Origin of the sequence: Corynebacterium sp. HMSC075D04 (genome assembly GCF_001815635.1) — a bacterium.
In the GTDB taxonomy this organism is placed as follows: Bacteria; Actinomycetota; Actinomycetes; order Mycobacteriales; family Mycobacteriaceae; genus Corynebacterium; species Corynebacterium coyleae.
Genome location: NZ_KV821371.1, coordinates 1 through 17,689, shown reverse-complemented (window position 1 = coordinate 17,689; position 17,689 = coordinate 1). Strand labels below are relative to the sequence as shown.

Annotated in this window: 16 protein-coding genes; 8 read left to right on the top strand and 8 right to left on the bottom strand. The window is 60.5% G+C overall.

What is annotated here, in order from left to right; all coding sequences use genetic code 11:
• The first annotated feature begins 24 nt into the window (after positions 1 to 24).
• Together HMPREF3048_RS11110 and HMPREF3048_RS11105 are read left to right on the top strand one after the other, a co-directional pair.
• Complete coding sequence (locus HMPREF3048_RS11110; protein WP_070772332.1) at positions 25 to 840, top strand: chymotrypsin family serine protease; 816 nt, start codon at positions 25 to 27, stop codon at positions 838 to 840.
• Between the two features lie 98 nt (positions 841 to 938).
• Positions 939 to 1,967 (top strand): chymotrypsin family serine protease, encoded by a 1,029-nt coding sequence (locus tag HMPREF3048_RS11105; protein ID WP_070772330.1) that lies wholly within the window; start codon positions 939 to 941, stop codon positions 1,965 to 1,967.
• A 70-nt stretch (positions 1,968 to 2,037) separates the two neighbouring features.
• Here the strand turns inward: HMPREF3048_RS11105 and HMPREF3048_RS11100 are convergent, their stop codons facing one another.
• The 3 genes from HMPREF3048_RS11100 to putP are packed head-to-tail and all read right to left on the bottom strand — an operon-like array spanning position 2,038 to position 4,741.
• Positions 2,038 to 2,523: a DUF2269 family protein gene (locus tag HMPREF3048_RS11100; protein ID WP_070421817.1), complete on the bottom strand. Its 486-nt coding sequence runs from the start codon at positions 2,521 to 2,523 to the stop codon at positions 2,038 to 2,040.
• Positions 2,524 to 2,539: 16 nt separating this feature from the next.
• Positions 2,540 to 3,160, bottom strand: a complete 621-nt coding sequence (locus HMPREF3048_RS11095; protein ID WP_070772328.1) for an HNH endonuclease family protein — start codon at positions 3,158 to 3,160, stop codon at positions 2,540 to 2,542.
• A 6-nt stretch (positions 3,161 to 3,166) separates the two neighbouring features.
• Entirely contained in the window at positions 3,167 to 4,741 is a 1,575-nt protein-coding gene (gene putP / locus HMPREF3048_RS11090) for a sodium/proline symporter PutP (protein ID WP_070772326.1), read from the bottom strand.
• Positions 4,742 to 4,859: 118 nt separating this feature from the next.
• On the opposite strand from putP, the gene HMPREF3048_RS11085 reads away from it, so the two are divergent.
• The 6 genes from HMPREF3048_RS11085 (at position 4,860) to HMPREF3048_RS11060 (ending at position 13,447) form a co-directional block, all read left to right on the top strand.
• Positions 4,860 to 7,988: a DEAD/DEAH box helicase gene (locus HMPREF3048_RS11085; RefSeq protein WP_070772323.1), complete on the top strand. Its 3,129-nt coding sequence runs from the start codon at positions 4,860 to 4,862 to the stop codon at positions 7,986 to 7,988.
• Positions 7,981 to 8,796, top strand: a complete 816-nt coding sequence (locus tag HMPREF3048_RS11080) for an SWIM zinc finger family protein (protein WP_070772321.1) — start codon at positions 7,981 to 7,983, stop codon at positions 8,794 to 8,796. Before HMPREF3048_RS11085 ends, HMPREF3048_RS11080 begins: the two co-directional genes overlap by 8 nt.
• 58 nt (positions 8,797 to 8,854) lie before the next feature.
• On the top strand, positions 8,855 to 10,003 hold the full coding sequence (locus HMPREF3048_RS11075; RefSeq protein WP_070772320.1) for a metallophosphoesterase family protein: 1,149 nt from the start codon (positions 8,855 to 8,857) through the stop codon (positions 10,001 to 10,003).
• A gap of 2 nt (positions 10,004 to 10,005) precedes the next feature.
• On the top strand, positions 10,006 to 12,675 hold the full coding sequence (locus HMPREF3048_RS11070) for an AAA family ATPase (RefSeq protein ID WP_070772319.1): 2,670 nt from the start codon (positions 10,006 to 10,008) through the stop codon (positions 12,673 to 12,675).
• Between the two features lie 11 nt (positions 12,676 to 12,686).
• Positions 12,687 to 13,160, top strand: coding sequence for a MarR family winged helix-turn-helix transcriptional regulator (locus tag HMPREF3048_RS11065; protein WP_070772318.1), 474 nt, complete (start codon positions 12,687 to 12,689; stop codon positions 13,158 to 13,160).
• A 62-nt stretch (positions 13,161 to 13,222) separates the two neighbouring features.
• Positions 13,223 to 13,447 (top strand): PspC domain-containing protein, encoded by a 225-nt coding sequence (locus HMPREF3048_RS11060; protein ID WP_070569869.1) that lies wholly within the window; start codon positions 13,223 to 13,225, stop codon positions 13,445 to 13,447.
• 84 nt (positions 13,448 to 13,531) lie between these two features.
• On the opposite strand, the gene HMPREF3048_RS11055 is transcribed toward HMPREF3048_RS11060, so the two are convergent.
• The 5 genes from HMPREF3048_RS11055 to HMPREF3048_RS12445 form a co-directional block, all read right to left on the bottom strand.
• Positions 13,532 to 15,145, bottom strand: a complete 1,614-nt coding sequence (locus HMPREF3048_RS11055; RefSeq protein ID WP_070421826.1) for an alpha/beta fold hydrolase — start codon at positions 15,143 to 15,145, stop codon at positions 13,532 to 13,534.
• A 72-nt stretch (positions 15,146 to 15,217) separates the two neighbouring features.
• Positions 15,218 to 15,676, bottom strand: coding sequence for a hypothetical protein (locus HMPREF3048_RS11050; RefSeq protein ID WP_070772317.1), 459 nt, complete (start codon positions 15,674 to 15,676; stop codon positions 15,218 to 15,220).
• A gap of 17 nt (positions 15,677 to 15,693) precedes the next feature.
• The gene (locus HMPREF3048_RS11045) at positions 15,694 to 16,227 is read right to left on the bottom strand and encodes a YceI family protein (RefSeq protein ID WP_070421828.1); all 534 of its coding nucleotides are present in this window, start codon (positions 16,225 to 16,227) and stop codon (positions 15,694 to 15,696) included.
• A gap of 63 nt (positions 16,228 to 16,290) precedes the next feature.
• Positions 16,291 to 17,211, bottom strand: coding sequence for a CPBP family intramembrane glutamic endopeptidase (locus HMPREF3048_RS11040; protein ID WP_141743323.1), 921 nt, complete (start codon positions 17,209 to 17,211; stop codon positions 16,291 to 16,293).
• A 16-nt stretch (positions 17,212 to 17,227) separates the two neighbouring features.
• A partial coding sequence (locus HMPREF3048_RS12445) for a hypothetical protein (protein WP_070772315.1) occupies positions 17,228 to 17,689 on the bottom strand: 462 nt, incomplete at its 5' end.

The following is a 17,689-nucleotide window of genomic DNA, read 5'->3' as shown; positions in this document are numbered from 1 at the left end:
GTTTTGTAAAGAGAGCACGCCTTCATGCTTCAACCGCGCTTGTTGTCCACCATCGCTGCATTCGTGATTGCGCTCGTCGCTGGGGTTGGGGTGCTTCCAGTGGAGGCGTCAGCGCAAACCCGCACTGTCACGCAGGGTGGATCTGTCGTGGTGCATGGCACCGGGGTGTGCACGGTGGGATACAACGATCCGGCACGTCACCGCAGTTTTGTTGCGGCGCACTGCGGACGGAACGGAGCACGGGTGGAAATCGTAGACCCCGCTACCAATGCACGCAGCGGGGCAGTGGGCACCTTGTACCGTTCGCGGGCGTACGACGGCCACCTGGGCAACGACTGGGCTGCAATCCAGTGGGATCCAGGTGTGCGCCTTGACAGCAACCGCATCACAGGCGATGCCTGGGTGCGCCCCAACGACATTCGAATGGGAGAGACCGTGTGCTACTTCGGCCGAACCTCGCATGCGGGTGGTGGACGCACCTGCGGTTCTTTTGGCGGGTCGGCGGATAACACGTTTCTCCTTAACGCACCTTTGACTCGCCCCGGTGATTCGGGCGGGCCGATGTGGGTGCCCGGTCGTGGTTTCGTTGGAGTGATCTCCAGCATGTGGACCTCGCGTCAGTTGCCGCTCGTGCAAGGCAAGAACTTCGTCGTCGGGGTCGTGCCGCAGGACGGTCCGCCGGTACCAGATGCGCGCCTTGTCGGACTGTGGGCGCAGAACACGTTCCTGCCGGGGCTGACTGGTCCTGTCGCTGAGGGGATCCGGGCAGTTATCGACGCCATCTTGCGCCTGTTCACCGGGCTTGGCTTCCATGGCCCTGCGTCGCTGCACTACAGCTAGGTGTGTCGCCGCGCGATTGAACGTGGAATTTGCCTGCGCGCTGCGGTGTGAGCAGGTAATCTAAGGCGCGTTACCCGTGCCCTAGGAAAGTCATACAAATGAGAAAATTGGGATTCGCCGCCACGGTGAACACCGAGGTCCGTAGCCTCGTAGCCGCCGCTGGTGCAGCCGCGCTGGTGCTGAGCCCAGCGGTTGCAACCGCGGCAACGCCGTCCGTTGTCGAGCAAGGCAAGGCCATCTACATCGAGGGCCACGGGGCCTGCACCATCGGCTATAACGATGTGGCAAACCGAAAGAGCTACACCGCTGCACACTGCGGCAGCGAGGGCGCGCGTGTGTCCCTAATGGACCGCGCGACAATGGAGTTTAGCGAAGAGATGGGCACGTTCCACCCATCAAAGAACTTCACCCGCCTGCCTTACAACGACTGGGGTTGGATCGAATGGGACGCCGGTGTGGCAATTGCCGGTAACTCGTATTCCGGCGACAAGGTGCTGGCCAAGGACGACGTGAAGATCGGCGACGAGGTCTGCTCACACGGCGAAACCAGTCACATGGGCACACGCAACATCTTGTGCGGCACGTTTGCCGGGTGGTCTGCGGAATCCTTTGGCGTGCAGCTCGAAGGCTGGCAGCAGGGCGATTCCGGCGGACCAGTGTGGGTACCGGGACGGGGCTTCCTCGGTGTGATGTCGGCTGCGGCACTAGGAGAGGCCAAAGCACCTTCGATCGTGATTGGCGGGAAGAGGCAAACGGGCAAACCGGTGGGCTGGGCCGCGTCAATCCACGACGGCGAGACGCTGTCGGATCGTCAGTTCCAGATTGATTTTGCCAAGGCAGGCGGGCTGGACACCAGTATGTTTGAGGGCACCCCCGGAACACCAGGCACTACACGCCCGCCGATTGCTGTGCCGAATCTGCCAACGAAGCCAGCCCCGGCCCCAGTGCCTGGGCATCCAGGCGCCCAACAGGACAACCAGGCAGGCACCCCGCCGGGGGCGCAGCAGGATGTCCAGGGGGAGAAGGGGTCGTCGACAAGCAGTAGCTCGCTGTCTACCGGTGAGATCATCGGCATCATCGTCTCGATCTTGATCGCCGCCATCCCCGTTGCGATGCAGTTTCTCTAACCTGCGCACATGAAAATCGCCCCGGATCCGCGCGGTGCGGATGCGGGGCAACTGCTTGCGTCGAGGAGGTTTAGAACAGATCCGTCGGCAGGAACATCAGGACAAGCACCAGAACCCACAGCACGTTGAACACGCCGGCACCAGCGTTCGCCTTTGCCTTGGACTTCTCAAAGTCCTCGGTGACATCAGTCGGATCGGCCTCATCAGGAGAGAGCGCACCGATCGTGCCCAGCATCTTGCGCTGCTGCGGGATCACCATAGCCAGCAGGATCGCCCATGCGATCACGGACAGGATAATGGCCGAGTGCAGCCAGTAGTTGGTGCTGTAGCTCGCCCAATCTGCGAACATGACAACACCGCCGAGCAGCGGAACAAGCGCGGAAAGCAAGCCGTAGGTCTTCGTGATGCGGTAAAGCACCGACGCGCGACCCATCGCTTCTTCGCCACCGTTACGGGCTTCTTCAGCCTGGCGGGGGAACATGGAGGCGGAAACGACAACTGGGCCGAGCAGCAAAATGGCAGAGGCCACGTGCAGGAAGACAAGCAGTGTATTCATGTGGCGCTACTCTACCTCACAGTTGTTGATTGGCGACGAGTCCCATAACGCCGGAACATGCACGTTTGATCACTTTCACATCTTCTGCCGGTAGCGGAAGGCGGTATTGGGTGGCCACCTCCACGATGCGGGTGCCGTACGCGCACCGGGCTCGGCGATTCGGCGGCATCCACTCGGAAGGCAGTTTGTCGGACTTGGCCTGGTTCGCTGCGGAAGATACGGCGATGAGGTTGAGCGGATCGTTGTAGAACGCGATGCGCATGGCTTCGTCCCAACGGTGCGCGCCGAGGTCCCAGGCGGCGGAAACAGGGAGGATGTGGTCGACCTCGATGTCTTCGCGACGCATCACGTCCCCGGTAAACGGGTCGACACCGGTAGCGGCGGCTCCGGCACGCGCTTGGGCGACGGGCAGCATGTCCGGTGCGCATTGCGTGTTGTCAAGGTCGCGGACCACGATGCGCTCGCGTGTCGTGCACCCGGTGCCATCAATGGCCCAGCCGGGGCCAAACGCGGTGCGGTCGTAGCCCAGCACGGTCGCGCGCTGAGGGAGAGTCGGGATAGAAAAACGCGATCGTGCCGTGGGAAACGGCACGATCGCGAGGGTGAGAATCACCAGGATTGTCAGGTAGGTACGCATACCTCCTTAGACGGCGGTTGAGCCTGCCTGGTTCCCACGGGTTGCCTCAAGGGCCTCCTGGAAGGTCGCGTCCGGGTGTGCAAGGGCGTAGTCGGTAGCAGCGATAGCCTCATCGAACTCTTCTGCCACGCCCTCCTTCGGGCGGGTAGCCAGGGACACGCCGACCATGGCGATGGTGGCAAAGGCGACGCCCGGGACGATCTCGTAGATGATGTCGCTGAGGTAGGTACCCCACACAAACACGGTGACAGCACCGACGATCATGCCGGCCAGTGCGCCCGGCGCGGTGAGCTTGCGCCAGTACAGCGACGCCAGGATTACCGGGCCGAAGGAGGCGCCGAAGCCGGCCCAGGCGAAGCCGACGAGCCCCAGGATCGTGTCGGACGGGTTGAGCGCCATGACCATGCCGATCGCGGCAACGACGACCACCATCGTGCGCGAGAGCACGAGCAGGGTGGTGTGGTTCGGGTTCTTCTTAAAGATGCGGTAGAGGTCCTCGATCAGCGCCGAGGAGGTGACCAGCAGCTGCGAGGACATCGTGGACATAATCGCCGCCAGCACGGCGGTGAGCACGATACCTGCGATCAGCGGGTGGAACATGATGCGAGCCAGGTCGAGGAAGACCGTTTCAAAGCCGGACTGGTCGGTCACCGATGCGGACTTCTGGCCGAAGTAGGCGGTGCCCACCAGGGCGGTGAGTGTTGCACCGGCGAAGCAGATGAATACCCAGATGCTGCCCGTACGGCGAGCGGTCTTGGCTTGTGCAGGGGAGCGCAGCGCCATGAAGCGGGTGACAATGTGCGGCTGGCCGAAGTAGCCAAGGCCCCACGCCAAGTTGCCGATAATCGTTGCTGCGGAGACACCTGCGACCATGTTGAAGTAGTTCGGGTTACCGTTCTCCCACGGACCGTACGGCTGGGAGGTCGGCCACGTGAGGACGTCGGACGGGCTATTGAGTGCAAACAGCGCGAGCACCGGCACAATCAGCAGAGCCAGGAACATCAAGGTGCCCTGCACGGCATCGGTGTAGCTCACAGCCAGGAAGCCACCGATGAAGGTGTACAGCACGGTGACAGAACCGACGATCAACACACCGGTCAGGTAGTCACCGTCGAAGGTGGACTCGTAGTAACGGCCACCGGCGACCATGCCGGAGGAGACGTAGAACGTGAAGAAAACGATGATGATCACTGCGGAGGTGAAACGCAGCGCGCGAGACTGGTCGTGCGTGCGGTTTTCAAAGAAGCTCGGCAGCGTGATCGAGTCGTTGGACACTTCCGTGTAGGCGCGCATGCGGGGTGCGACCCACTTCCAGTTCGCCCACGTGCCAAGGAAGAGGCCGATGGCGATCCAGAGCTCACTGAGGCCGGAGACGAACAGCGCGCCGGGCAGGCCCATCAGCAGCCAGCCGGACATGTCCGAAGCACCGGCAGAAAGCGCCGCGACGAACGGATTGAGGCCACGGTCGCCTAGTACGTAGTCGTCGTACTTCTCGGTCTGTAGCCATGAGTAGAATCCGATGGCTACCATGACACCGAAGTAGAGGACGATCGCGAGGACAAGCCAGAAACTCTCTGACATAGTTTCTCCAATCTTCTTGTAACGTTCGCCACACTTTAACGCAAGGGTGCTCTACGTTGCACATAATCCTTAAAAACTTTTAGGGGTCAATTTCGGGTTGGGTGGTATAAGGGTGGGTATGCCTAAATACGTTTTGCACGGGCTCTGGACGTCCGACGCTGGACTTGTCATTTGGGCTGAGCAGGTAGAAGGCCACAAAATTGTGACGATTGGCCAAATTCCGGAGGGGACTTTTCCGCCAATTGTGCATTCGCTTCTCGACGATTCCCGGTTCCGTCACCGGGAACTCCTGCTCCTGCAAACTCCGAAAGGCCGCCAAGTAACACTGCGTGCTCCGGTGGCAAAGTTCGCGCCCGAGGATGCGATCAGGTTCTTGGAGAGCATCGTGCATCTCGACGGGCCATCACCGGCAGCAACCCCGTCGCAGCGCCAATCGATCGCACCTGACCTGTATTGGCTCATTCGTATGTACGCGGGGTTGACCAAGTTCATCCGCGCCGGGCGGGTGTCGATCCATGTGCCGTACCGGCAGAACCAGTGGTTTGCACAGTGGCAGTTGGGCACAGGTCTTGAGGAGCGTGGCTGGCTCGCGGAGATGATCGCCGCGGCCCCCGGCGTGCTCACGGCCAATAACCACAAGTTAAGCGAGGATTGTGCGACGACGTTTACGCACTGGATTGCCTCGACTCGTCTGCGTGATACGGCGACGTCAGAAGCTGGCCGTCCGTTTCCGCGCCACGACTTTGTGCTGTCGCTGATGTTCGACACCCCGCTTCGTCGCGGCGGACCGAGCCTGGCACAGCAGATCGGTGATTGGAACGGCACGATCACCGCGGCGAATCTGCAGCTGGTCTTCATTGCGGAAGACCCGCAAGAGCCGTTGACAGATCTTGACGCCAACCGCGACGGCGACGGCAGTAGCAACAGTGACGCCGCTGCAGCGGAGCCGTTGTGGCCGGTGCGGATCCAGGTCCGCTCGCAGGCGGATTCACCCCGCCCGGTTCGCATGGCGGATTTTGATAGCGCGTCGGCGGATCACCTTCGTGGCCAGTTGCGCTCCGCGATCGCAGTGTCGGAGCTGCTCGATCCCTCACTGCATGGTGCCCAAGGGCGTACTGACGGTGATTGGGATGTGCTGCTCACGGCTGATCAGATCGTCGAGTTTGTCCAAAACGTTGCGCCCGCGTTGCGTGCGGAAGGCTTCGTCGTCATGCTGCCGCGAACGTGGGCGACGGCGGAGACGTCGTCGCAACTGAAACTTGCCCGTCACGAGGACCCGCACGATTCCGCCACGGTCACTCGCATGGGCTTTGACACGCTGGTCAAGTACGACTGGCGCCTTTCCATCGGCGGAGTGGAATTGACTGACGATGAGATGGCGGAACTTGCGCGCTCCAAAACCGGGCTGATCAAACTGCGCGGGGAGTGGGTGCTGGCCGATACCAAGCATCTGTCTAAGTCCGCGAAGTATCTGAACAAGCTCAAGGAAAGCACGCTGAAGAACGCGCTCGCCGAGGCGGAAGCCGCCGAGATCCACGCGCGTCTTGCAGAAGCCGGTGGCAGCGAAGATGCCGAACAACTTGCAGAGATCGCACGTGCGGCTCGCGCGGAGTACGAACGGCTAAAAGAAGCGCAGGGCGAGGGCGTGGTTTCCGCTGCGGAGCTGCGTCAGCTCGCCTTGGAAACTGGCGACGATAGCCCGATCGCGTTTACCGGCTCACCCTGGTTTACCTCGCTTGTCGGCGGCACCGACCGCCCCGCGCCTGAGCGCGTAGAGGTCCCTGAGACTGTCAACGCCGAACTGCGCGAGTACCAGCGCCGCGGTGTGGATTGGCTGTACTACATGTCCCGCAACAACCTAGGGGCTGTGCTTGCAGACGATATGGGGCTCGGCAAAACTCTCCAACTGCTGACCCTGCTTGCGGTGGAAGAGGCGAACGGCAGGAAGACCGGACCAACGCTTGTGGTCGCACCGACCTCAGTAGTGGGCAACTGGGCGCGCGAAGCAGCCCGCTTCGTGCCGGGTATGAAGGTGCGGGTCCACCACGGCACGGGACGGCTCAAAGGCGACGAGCTGTTCGCTGCGGCCGAAGAAGCGGACATTGTCATTTCCTCCTACGGCACGGTTGCCCGCGACGTGAAAGACCTGGCCAAGGTGCGTTGGGATCACGTGGTGCTGGATGAGGCGCAGGCGATTAAGAATTCGGGCACGCAGGCGTCGAAAAGCGTGCGCGCCCTGCCAGCACGCCACCGCATCGCGCTGACCGGCACGCCGATTGAAAACAAACTGTCGGAGCTGCGTAGCATCCTCGACTTTGTTAACCCCGGCATGCTTGGCTCCCAGTCGTTTTTCCGCAACCACTTTGCCAAGGTCATCGAGGCCCGCAGCGAAGATCCTGTCGCGCTCGAGATGAGCGAGCGGCTTCAGCGTCTCACCGCGCCGTTTATCATGCGCCGGCTGAAAACTGACACGGCGATTATCAGCGACCTGCCCGAAAAGGCAGAACATGTCATCGCCGTAGACATGACAGCCGAGCAAGCCGCACTGTACAAGGCGCTCGTGGACACAATGCAGGAAGAACTGCAGAACCGAAAAGGCATTGCGCGCAAGGGGCTGGTGCTGTCCACCATCACGCGCATCAAGCAGATTTGTAACCACCCGGCGCACTTTCTTGGCGATGGCTCCCCAGTCACCATCAAAGGCGTCCACCGCTCCGGCAAAGTACAAAAACTCATGGAACTGCTGGACAACGCTATCGAAACCGACCAGCGCGTCCTGATCTTTACCCAGTACAAGGCATTCGGCGACATCCTCCAGCCGTACCTTTCGGAGCGCCTCGGCGGGAAGATCCCATTCCTCCACGGCGGCGTGGGCAAAACCGCGCGCGACAAGATGGTGGAAGATTTCCAAACTGATAACGGCCCGCGCGCCATGATCCTGAGCCTGAAAGCCGGCGGCACAGGACTCAACCTCACTGCGGCCTCTATGGTCATTCACCTCGACCGCTGGTGGAACCCAGCCGTAGAAAACCAGGCGACCGACCGCGCATTCCGCATCGGACAAGACAAAAACGTTACCGTGTACAAAATCATCACCCGCGGCACCATGGAAGAATCCATCCAAGACATCCTCGACGGCAAAACCCAACTCGCAGGCACCGTCGTCGGCCAAGGCGAAGGCTGGATCACCGAACTGGACACCGATGATCTGGCACAACTGATCAGCTACAGGGGGCAAAATGACTAAACGCCCACGCGAAGACAACGTCATCTACGCCAACTTCGGCGCACGCACACGCGTCTCCAGCCCAGCCGAAACCGGGGCGCAGACCAGCGAACCCTCGCGCGTCAACAGGCTATCCGCACCAGCGATGCGCATATTCAACGCTGCAGTGCGCCAAACCGACGTCGCGCGCGCCAAACGCGGCCGCACCTACGCCGACGGCGGGCACGTCCTTGGGCTGACCGCCGTAACCAACGGCATGCACGCAGACGTTGCTGGCAGCCAAAACGAGCCCTTCCGCACCACACTCGTCCTGCCACACCGCAGCCGCGAAGACATCGAAACAGCCATCGGCTCGCTTGTGCGCGAAGCAGGTTCCCTCGAGCGCCTCCGTGCCGGGGAACTCAATGACGACGTCCTTGACATCCTGCTCTGCTCCTCACCCGACGAGGTGCGGTTTTACTGCGACTGCCCGGACAACGCCCAAGTTTGCAAGCACGCGGTCGCGCTCGCACAGTGCGCTGCCGAACTTATCGACGACGACCCGAGCCTCATCCTCTCCATGCGTGGCATCACACTTAACGCGCTCGAAGACCGCAAACGGCGCGAATCACACAACATGGCGCTCGAGAACTCCGCGCCGGGTTCGCCGTACTTCTGGGATGACCACGACCTGCCCGATCTGCCACGCCCGAAGATCGCGCCGATGATCGAGGACTCGGACATCCACTTGCTGCACCGTGCGATGCAATCTGTGTCGTTTACCAACATCGACCAATTGCGCGCGGTAGCAGATATCGAGGATCTTTACGACGACCTCACGCGTTCATAGTTCATATGTTCGAATATATTGTGTGCTGTGTCGTGGTGGGGTGGTAGTTGTTGTGGGTATGACGCGCACGACATTCATTCACACGTCCGACCTGCAGTTGGGCATGACAAGGAAGTTCCTGTCCGCCGACGCCCAATCGCGTTTCAACGAAGCCCGGCTCCGCGCGGTGACGCGCCTCGGCGAGATCGCCGAAGAGCGCGGGGCCGAATTTATTGTGGTTGCAGGCGACGTGTTTGAACACAACTCGCTCAAAAAAGAAACACGCGGGCGCGCACTCGAAGCATTGCGGCATCTCCCAGTGCCGGTGTATCTATTGCCGGGAAACCACGACCCGTTGGTGGCGGATTCCATCTTTAATTTCACCTCAGACATTGATGGGGTGACGGTCTTGGGAGACTCCACGCCCGTGGAGGTCCGCGAAGGCGTGGAGATTGTCGGTGCGCCACTGCTGGCCAAGCATGCCTCCGAGGATTTGTGCGCGAAGGCGATTCGGAATCTGGAGCCGACAGAAAACGTGCGCATCTTGGTCGGCCACGGCCAGGCAGAAGGCTATGGCACCGAGGAGACGGCGGCGCTTATCGACATTGCCAAACTAGATGCGGCAATCGATCGCGGCGTGATCGATTACGTGGCGTTGGGAGATACCCACTCCACGCAATCACTGTCGGACTCAGGTCGAGTGTGGTTCTCCGGCTCCCCGGAAACCACCGACTACTTCGACCGTTCACCTGGCGCGAAGGGCGGGGAAGTGGATTCCGGCAACGCGCTAGTCGTGACCGTGGAGAAGGACAGTCTGACCTCCACAGTCGAGGTTGAGAAGGTTCCGGTTGGCACCTGGACGTTCGAAGCACGCTTCTGGGAGGTCAACGATGCCGACGATGTTGCCGCGGTTATCGACGATCTGAAGGCCTATCCTGCGAAGGATCGGACTGTGATCAAGTATGCGCTCTCCGGCACGCTTGGCCTGGAAGCAACCCGTACGTTGCAACGAGAGTTAGACGAGTTAGAGCCGGTCTTTGCCGCTCTCTACGAGCGGGAGCGGTTGATGAGCCTGCACCTCGAGCCAGACGAGGAAGAGCTAGAGAATTTGCCGCTGACGGGTTACGCCAAGGAGGCGATGCGCGAGCTTATAGGTGTTGCTGGCGATGAGGCTACAGCGCGCGATGCCGTGAACTTGTTGTTCCGTCTGTCTAAGGAGGTCCACTAATCATGCGTATCCATTCGCTGACCCTCGACAATGTTCGTGCGATTGAGCACCTGGAGCTGCGTGACCTGCCGGATACAGGCGTCATCGTTGTCCACGGACGCAACGAGGCCGGCAAGTCGACCATCTTGGACGCGCTTGATGCAGTACTCAACGAGCGTCACACTGGCGGCGGCAAGAAGATTCGCGCTCTTGCACCCGCAGGACGTGACGAATCACCAGAGGTAGAACTCAACGCCACGATTGGCGGCACCACGTTTACCGTGCGCAAGCGATGGCTCAAGGGAAAGAAATCAGAGCTGACGGTGCACACGCCGGTCCGCGCTAACTTCACCGGCCGCGAAGCCGACGATGAGCTTTTGCGGATCCTGGACGAGCACCTGGATACAGCGCTTACTCAGACGCTGTTTCTCCGCCAGGGGGACCTCGATCCAGCGATCGCTGCTGCCGGTATCCCGACGATCTCTCGTGCCCTTGACGCGGAAGCCGGAGAAGGCGAAACCGGTGAGGAAGATTCAGACCTCGCCCGCGCCATTGATGCCGAATACGGAAAGTATTGGACCAACGCGCAGCCACCGAAGAAGAAAGCACCCTATGCGGCGTTGTTTACCGCCGTAGAGGATGCCCGCGAGAAGCTGCGAACACACGAAGCGGAAGTGCAGCAGCTGTCGCAGTACGTCGATGAGGTTGAGCGACGCAAGAGTGAGATCGACAGCATCGACAAGGAACTGCCTGATGCCGAGCAAGAGTTGCGTGAGCGCGAGCAGGCAAGCGCTGCGGCGAACCAGGTCCGCGATAAGGCAGCTACCGCCCAGGAGCGCCTCGAGCGAGCGACGATCACTCGCAAACGTGCTGAGCAGGATGTAGCAGACCGCAACGCCCTGAAGAAGCGCGTGGAGTTGGTCAAACATGAGGAAGCTCAGCTCCGTGAAGAGATTGAGCCTGCACGAAAAGCCCGTAACGAGGAAGGGGAGAAGATAGCAACCCTTCTTGCGGATGTCGAGGGCGCGAAGACACGACTTACAGACGCACGCACTGCATCCAAACATGCAGAGACCTTGCGGGATCTTGCACGGGCGAAGCGTCGCCTCAAGACCATCGACGAGCAGCTCGAACGCATTGGCACGGTAGAGCAGGCGTATAAAGAACTGCTCTCCAACGCGCCAGAGCGCGACGTCACTGACAAACACATTCGGGACCTTGAACAGGCAGAAAACGAGGTCACACTCCAGCGCCGTCTGCGCGACGCATCCTCGGCAAAACTAGAGATCACCGCAGATCATGCGACGATCACTGTCGATGGCGATGATCGCCCCATCAACGGTACGGAAACCGTCGCGGTCTTCGAGGGCTCCACGTTGCAGTTGGGTGAATTCGGCGTGGTGTTCCGCGCAGCCCAAGGCACCGCAGATCCCCAAAGCGCCGTAGAGAAGGCAGAACGCGCATTTGCTGATGCACTTGCCGCCACCGGTTGCGACAGCGTTGATGAGGCCCGTGCCGCCCGCGACGCCACTCAGGAGTACGCCTCCGAGCTCAAGGTGGCGCGCCAGCGTCTCGACGACACCCTCGCCGGTGCATCCGCCGACGAACTGCGTGCCGAGCGGACCAAACTGTCGGCACAGGCTGAAGAGTTTGCGGCAGCGCTGAAAGACACTGCTGCATCCGATGCCGTAGCGGAGGTGGACGAAGCAGACGCAGAGGAAGCGTTGCGCGAGGCGCAAAAGGCGCTCGCTAGCGCAGAACGTGACGTGGACGCTGCCGAAGCCGCACTGAAACCCTACGCAGACAAAACCGCAGCACACACGCTGACCGTCCTGGAGACCCGTCTGGAGGCAAAAACAGCAGAAGCCTCTGCAGCAGCCGCGGAACTGTCCCGTGCGGAGGAAACAACACGTGCCGAAGATTTGGACAAAACTCTCCAGCAAGCGCGTGAAGACGAAACCGAATCCCAACAGGTTGTTGACGCGCTAAAGGCGGAATTGGCGGAAGCGGATCCCGAATTCGCCGCATCCCTGCTGGAGGGAGCCACCACACGTCTGAGCAATCTGGAGAAGCGCAAGAACGATGCACAGAACCGAATCCGCGAGCTCACCGGATACATCGACATGGCCACCGGTACTGCCGAGCAAGCCGACCATGCTGCTGCGGAGCTCGAGATCGCCCAAGCCGCCCTTGACCGTGCAACGCGACGGGCAGAGGCGGTGAAACTCCTACGCGAGACTATGCACCGCCACCGCGACGTTGCCCGTTCGCGCTACGCGGCGCCGTTTAATGCCGCAGTGCGCGAGCGTGCCCGAATCCTGTTCGGCCCGAGCGTAGATTTCAACTATGGCGATGACCTGACGATTACGGACCGCACCGTCGATGGCGTCACGGTGCCACTCGATCAACTCTCGGGAGGCACCAAGGAGCAGTTAGCAATCCTGACCCGCTTTGCCATCGCAGACCTGGTGTCCGGAGAGGGGACAGGTGCTCCTGTGCCGGTAGTTGTTGATGACGCGTTGGGTGCGACCGACCCGGAGCGCCTCGCTCGCATGAACTCGCTATTTAGCCAGGTAGGCAAGCACTCACAGGTGCTCGTGCTCACGTGTTTCCCGCAACGATTCGACCGCGTATCGGCTGCACGGACCTACGCAGTGGATGACTTAAAGGGGATTCATAAGGGGATTGGATAACATCATCGGTTATGGCTACTCAACCGCGCTGGCTTACTGAGGACGAGCAACACCTCTGGCGACTGATCCTGGCTGCCTCGAAGAATGTAAATAACGCCATCGATGAGCGGCTGCAGGAAACCGCAGCCATGTCTGCTCCCGAGTTCTCAATCCTGGTGGTGCTTTCCGAAGCCCCAGAACGGACAATGCGACTGCGCGAACTGTGTGCCGAGCTGCAATGGGACCGCTCGCGTGCGTCGCACCAGGTCACACGCATGGAAAAGCGCGGATTGGTGTCGAAGAAGGTGTGTCCGGGCGATGCGCGCGGCGTATTGGTGACTATCACCGATGAAGGCTTCACACGCCTGGAATCTGCAGTGCCGGATCACGTCGAAACCGTCCGCCGTCTGATCTTTGATCAACTGACAGACGAACAAAGGCACGTACTTCAAACCTGGCTGAACGATGTCATCGCAGTCGACCCACGTACCCCTGACGGTTCGTAAAAATCTCGCAACATGTTTCCAGAACCATTGCCGGAGCGAGGGAAGCGGAGTTTGATGGAGGCATGTCTTATATGAATAGCTCCCAGAACTTTAGTAACACTCCGAAACGACTTGAACGGTCGATGACTGATAAGTACATCGCGGGCGTATGCGGTGGCATCGCGAAATACTTCGGGGTGGACTCCACCCTCGTTCGCGTGGTCTTCATCCTGCTGGTACTCGCCGGGGTAATGCCGGGCCTGTTGGCATACATCGTTGCTTGGATGATCATGCCGGCAGAGTTCTAAAACACAGAGTTTTAGAAAATAATGCAGCCCGTGATGTGGTTCGTCGCTACGAACTCCATCACGGGCTGACGCCTATGCGCGGGGCTATCCCTGGTTGAAGTACCCCGGCTGATCAACCGGTCCAAGGTTGCCGGTGCGCAGGTATTCGACAACCTGACGGTCGACAGCCTGGTTGCCGCGCCCGACGTGACCGTGGCCCGGGCCGTGAACCGTCACCACGTGCGAGCCCATCGGCTGGGCGATGCCGAAGCGTCCCGCATACATGGTTTGCGGATCACGCGTGGCGTTGATCTGCAGTGGACGAGTCTTCAGCTTCGAACCGTTGAGCGCCACCTTGCCCGTGACTGGCGCTGCGCCGTTGCAGGTCACACCAGAGCCGAACTGCAGAGCAGGGGCGGTGATGACCTCGCCGGTCTGGTTGGCCCAAAACGCTTCCGGAATAAGGCCGTAGTCCGGCGCAGCGATGTTCTCGTTGCAGGTCTGCACGGCGAGCAACTCGTTGCGGGCGATGGACTCGTCTTGGAGGAACTTCATCAACTCAGGCGCCGGCTTGGCCTGGTCTTGCTTTAGCGAGCCATTGGTGAGCCGTGCAAGCGAGTCCCAGTCCGCAGGCGAGGGCAGCACATTGCGAGTGGCCAGCAGCAGCGGTGATGACACCTGGTTCGCACCCGGGTTGAGCATGCGGGAGATAATGCCTTCGCCCTCTACACGGGCCTTGCCGGCAGCCGACATAGCGTCTGCGCCCGCTTGGCCGGCAAACGCGAGTGCAGGCGGAAGGTCGCCCACACGGGCTGGCGGTGGGGTCACGGTCGGGTTAGTGCCGGACTGTGCGACGACCACGTTCGACCAGTACTGGTACGCCTTCAGTGGGGTATTGCCCATGCGGTACTTTGCGTCGTTTGCGGCGACCCACGCGAAGTACTCGTTTAGTGCACGTTCGTAGCCGCCCTTTTGGTCCAGCAGGATCTTCGACCACTGGTCGTTCGGGTTCATCGCGGAGTCGAGGACGACCTTGTCGGTGCGGTTGGGGAACATCGACGCGTACGCCGAGCCCAAGTACGTGCCGTACGACAAGCCCATGATTGAGATGGTGTCGTATCCAAGCGCCCAGCGGACCATGTCCCAGTCACGGGCGTTGTTGTAGGTGGTGATCGTCTTGGTGTAGCCCGGACGAGGCTTCTCGCACAGTTCGCGGGTGAGTCCGCCTTGGGTGACCGTGGCGTCCCATGTCAGCTTCGCTATGTCGGCAGGGCCGTTCATTGCAGGATCAGCGCACTTCAACTGAGTAGAACCAATCAGGCCACGCGGTTGTACCGCTACGAGATCCCACTCGTTGCGCATCTCTTGCGGCCACTTCATGCCTTCGTTCATGCCGAAGAAGCTGTAAGCATCGCCACCTGGCCCACCTGGGTTGCCAAAGATCGCGCCACGACGTGCACCCGGATTTTGAGCCGGGATCTTGATAAAGCCAACGGAAATGTCGCCAGCCGTGGGGTTGTCGTAGTGCATGGGCACCAAAATGCGGCCGCACTGTGCGCCCTTGGCATCAACGTAGAACGGGCACGACTCCCACGTAATGACAGGGGAAGTCGGCTGCGCGTGAGCAGGGGTTGCGGTCAGTGGTGACAAGGTGAGTGCCAGCGCGCCGAGTGCTGCAGCACTTCGCTTGACGACGCGTCTCGTGACCGACTTCAACATAGCCAGGCTCCTTTTCTCCATACCTAAGGTTTCGCTTAACCGAATCTACCGGAGTTGTCAGCTATCGCCACGCTACGCGCCGATTCTTTCGCGAATTGCACGCTGCACGTGGTCTTGATCCGCCACGGCAACGAGGCAGTCATCTGCATTGCGGACACAGATGCGCACCGTGGGCCCGCCGAGGGTGAACGCGTCCGCTTCGGCGTAGCGGTCCGGCTGGTCGGTCAGCATGGCAATACCGGTGAAGTGGATCAGGCTGGGTTCTTCTCCGGGGCGCACGTCCTTGATGTCCGAATATGAGATGGTTCTGGATCGGCTGCCAAGGGTGGTGGTGAGGGAGTCGTGGTCAAGAACCAGCGCCACTTTGCGGGAGAAAATCCAGAGCCCCCAAAGCACCACCACGAATCCAAACAACAGCGCACCGTAGAGTTCGCCGCTCAACGCTGCAACGACGACTGCCACAATGACGAAACCCGCGACGAATGCCGCGGGTAGACCGCCTGGATGGCGGGTAAACACTTTCCGCTCCATGGCGGCGAGTATAAGGCCTACTGCTTGATGCCGGAGCCTTCGATCTCGATGCCGACCTTCTCGCTGACCAGCATGCCGCCGGAGTTCAGCGGTGCCTGGAAGTCGATGCCGAAGTCCGTGCGGTTAATGGTGGTGCGAGCTTCGAAGCCGATGCGTGTGTTGCCGAACGGATCCTCTTCGACGCCAAACGTCTCGACGTCAAACGTGATCGGCTTGGTGGTGCCCTTGATGGTGAGGTCGCCAGTGACGGAGCCGTTTCCCGACTCATCGATGTTGAACTCGGTGGCGGTGAACGTCATTTCCGGGTGCTTGTCGACGGCGAAGAAGTCGTCGCCACGCACATGCTCATCACGATCAGCGTTGTTCGTATCGACGCTCGCGGTGCGCACAGTGCCCGTCGCGGTGCTCTCGGCCGGGTTCTCGGCGATGGTTAGTGTTGCATCGAAGTCGGTGAACTCGCCGCGGACTTTGGTCACCATCGCGTGGCGCACGGTGAAGCCGATGGTGGAGTGGGCAGGGTCGAGGTTGTAAGTACCGGTCAGGTTAGTCATTGCGTCTCCTTTATTCGATGTCGTTACGTGTGGCGCCGACTGTAACGGAGTAATGGTGACACGTCAACAATTGTTTGACCGGCAATTTGCTGGTTGAGAAGTAGCTCGCTTAATGAGCAGATACGCTCCGGCGGTCGCCGCCACGGTGGCCACTACAGAGATCGCAAGATCGCTTGACGACGACACCGCCAAGTCAACCCCGTCCACACCGAATGCGTCCGGCGCGTAGGCGAACGTGTTGCCAACGGCGTGCACCGCAGCCGCCGCTTCAATACCACCGGTTGTGTGAGTGAGGAAGGTGGCGCACAGCGCGAACACGGTAACGCTGACCATGCCTTGCCATTCGTAGTGGTGGCCTGACAAGAAAAACAGCAGCGGAATCAAGTACGCAATCACGGCGGGGGAGAACCACTGGCCGGTGATCTGCACAAGCGAGCCGCGGAAAAAGAGTTCCTCGGACAGCGACTGGAGCGGTGCCATCGCGACGATGACGGCCAGTGCAGCGACATTCATAGGAGTAAAAGTCGCCTGGGACCGGTCCGAGATAACCACCGCGTAGATGCCCTCGGCGCCGAGGAACAGCAGGGCGGGTAGCAAGGCGAGCCCGAAGTTGCGCCACCTAAAGCGCAGTTCCCTGGACCACAGCGCACGGGGGTCGCGGCCTGTCACTCGGGCAGCGATGAACCCCGCGGGGATCATCGCCACCCACCCAATAAATGTTGCAGCTGCGAGATACGGATGCTCCAAAAACGAGTATTCCGCGAACGCGCTGACCTCAGGATGGGCGATCTTCTCGTACAGGTAGAACAGGCCGATCGCCGCGCTCGTTAGCGTGACCAAAAGCACCAGAGCGATGACGAGTTCAATCAACGGACGCCACCATGCCGGCCGGGGTGGAGTGGGGTTGTCAGTGTTGGGCGGTGTGGCGGGTCGTCGATACGCGCGTCCGAGGAGGTGGTAGGCGATGGATGTCGAAGCGTTCAAGATGTCACCTTTATTGCTACTCGTCGTGTTTCTTATCCCAGCGATACCTGCGGAGGTCAAAGATTGGCAAAATGACGATGTAGTAGACCCCCAGTGTCCACGCGGCCGGTTTGAGTAAGTTGCTTAGGTTGAAATTATCCCTGTCAATAGGAAACACGATATACATGGCGGGGACGGCCAAGGGGACGATCACGAATCTCTGCCACCATGGCGGAACCCATGGCGCTCCATTCTCTTCTCTTGCGGCAAGTGCGCCGCCAAAGCCCATTTCGAACCGAGAGCCCATTCCGAAGCCTCCTGACAACAAAAAGTCTAATACCGCCCGCGTGTCAACGGGCGCGACAAAAGAGGGGGCTGTGAATTGCACTCCCGGAACGACCCCACAAACAAAAATCTCGAGACACCGAAGGAACGATGTCTCGAGATAACACAGCGTGTCCCCGACAGTGTCCGAAGTCACGACATATTTGACGGGGTG

What these genes read in the sequence shown, in the direction of transcription:
- HMPREF3048_RS11055 (WP_070421826.1), bottom strand. Translation starts at nt 15,145, where the DNA reads ATGTTGAAGTCGGTCACGAGACGCGTCGTCAAGCGAAGTGCTGCAGCA.
- HMPREF3048_RS11075 (WP_070772320.1), top strand. Translation starts at nt 8,855, where the DNA reads ATGACGCGCACGACATTCATTCACACGTCCGACCTGCAGTTGGGCATG.
- HMPREF3048_RS11080 (WP_070772321.1), top strand. Translation starts at nt 7,981, where the DNA reads ATGACTAAACGCCCACGCGAAGACAACGTCATCTACGCCAACTTCGGC.
- HMPREF3048_RS11110 (WP_070772332.1), top strand. Translation starts at nt 25, where the DNA reads ATGCTTCAACCGCGCTTGTTGTCCACCATCGCTGCATTCGTGATTGCG.
- HMPREF3048_RS11085 (WP_070772323.1), top strand. Translation starts at nt 4,860, where the DNA reads ATGCCTAAATACGTTTTGCACGGGCTCTGGACGTCCGACGCTGGACTT.
- HMPREF3048_RS11050 (WP_070772317.1), bottom strand. Translation starts at nt 15,676, where the DNA reads ATGGAGCGGAAAGTGTTTACCCGCCATCCAGGCGGTCTACCCGCGGCA.
- HMPREF3048_RS11070 (WP_070772319.1), top strand. Translation starts at nt 10,006, where the DNA reads ATGCGTATCCATTCGCTGACCCTCGACAATGTTCGTGCGATTGAGCAC.
- HMPREF3048_RS11060 (WP_070569869.1), top strand. Translation starts at nt 13,223, where the DNA reads ATGTCTTATATGAATAGCTCCCAGAACTTTAGTAACACTCCGAAACGA.
- HMPREF3048_RS11065 (WP_070772318.1), top strand. Translation starts at nt 12,687, where the DNA reads ATGGCTACTCAACCGCGCTGGCTTACTGAGGACGAGCAACACCTCTGG.
- putP (WP_070772326.1), bottom strand. Translation starts at nt 4,741, where the DNA reads ATGTCAGAGAGTTTCTGGCTTGTCCTCGCGATCGTCCTCTACTTCGGT.
- HMPREF3048_RS11095 (WP_070772328.1), bottom strand. Translation starts at nt 3,160, where the DNA reads ATGCGTACCTACCTGACAATCCTGGTGATTCTCACCCTCGCGATCGTG.
- HMPREF3048_RS11045 (WP_070421828.1), bottom strand. Translation starts at nt 16,227, where the DNA reads ATGACTAACCTGACCGGTACTTACAACCTCGACCCTGCCCACTCCACC.
- HMPREF3048_RS11105 (WP_070772330.1), top strand. Translation starts at nt 939, where the DNA reads ATGAGAAAATTGGGATTCGCCGCCACGGTGAACACCGAGGTCCGTAGC.
- HMPREF3048_RS11100 (WP_070421817.1), bottom strand. Translation starts at nt 2,523, where the DNA reads ATGAATACACTGCTTGTCTTCCTGCACGTGGCCTCTGCCATTTTGCTG.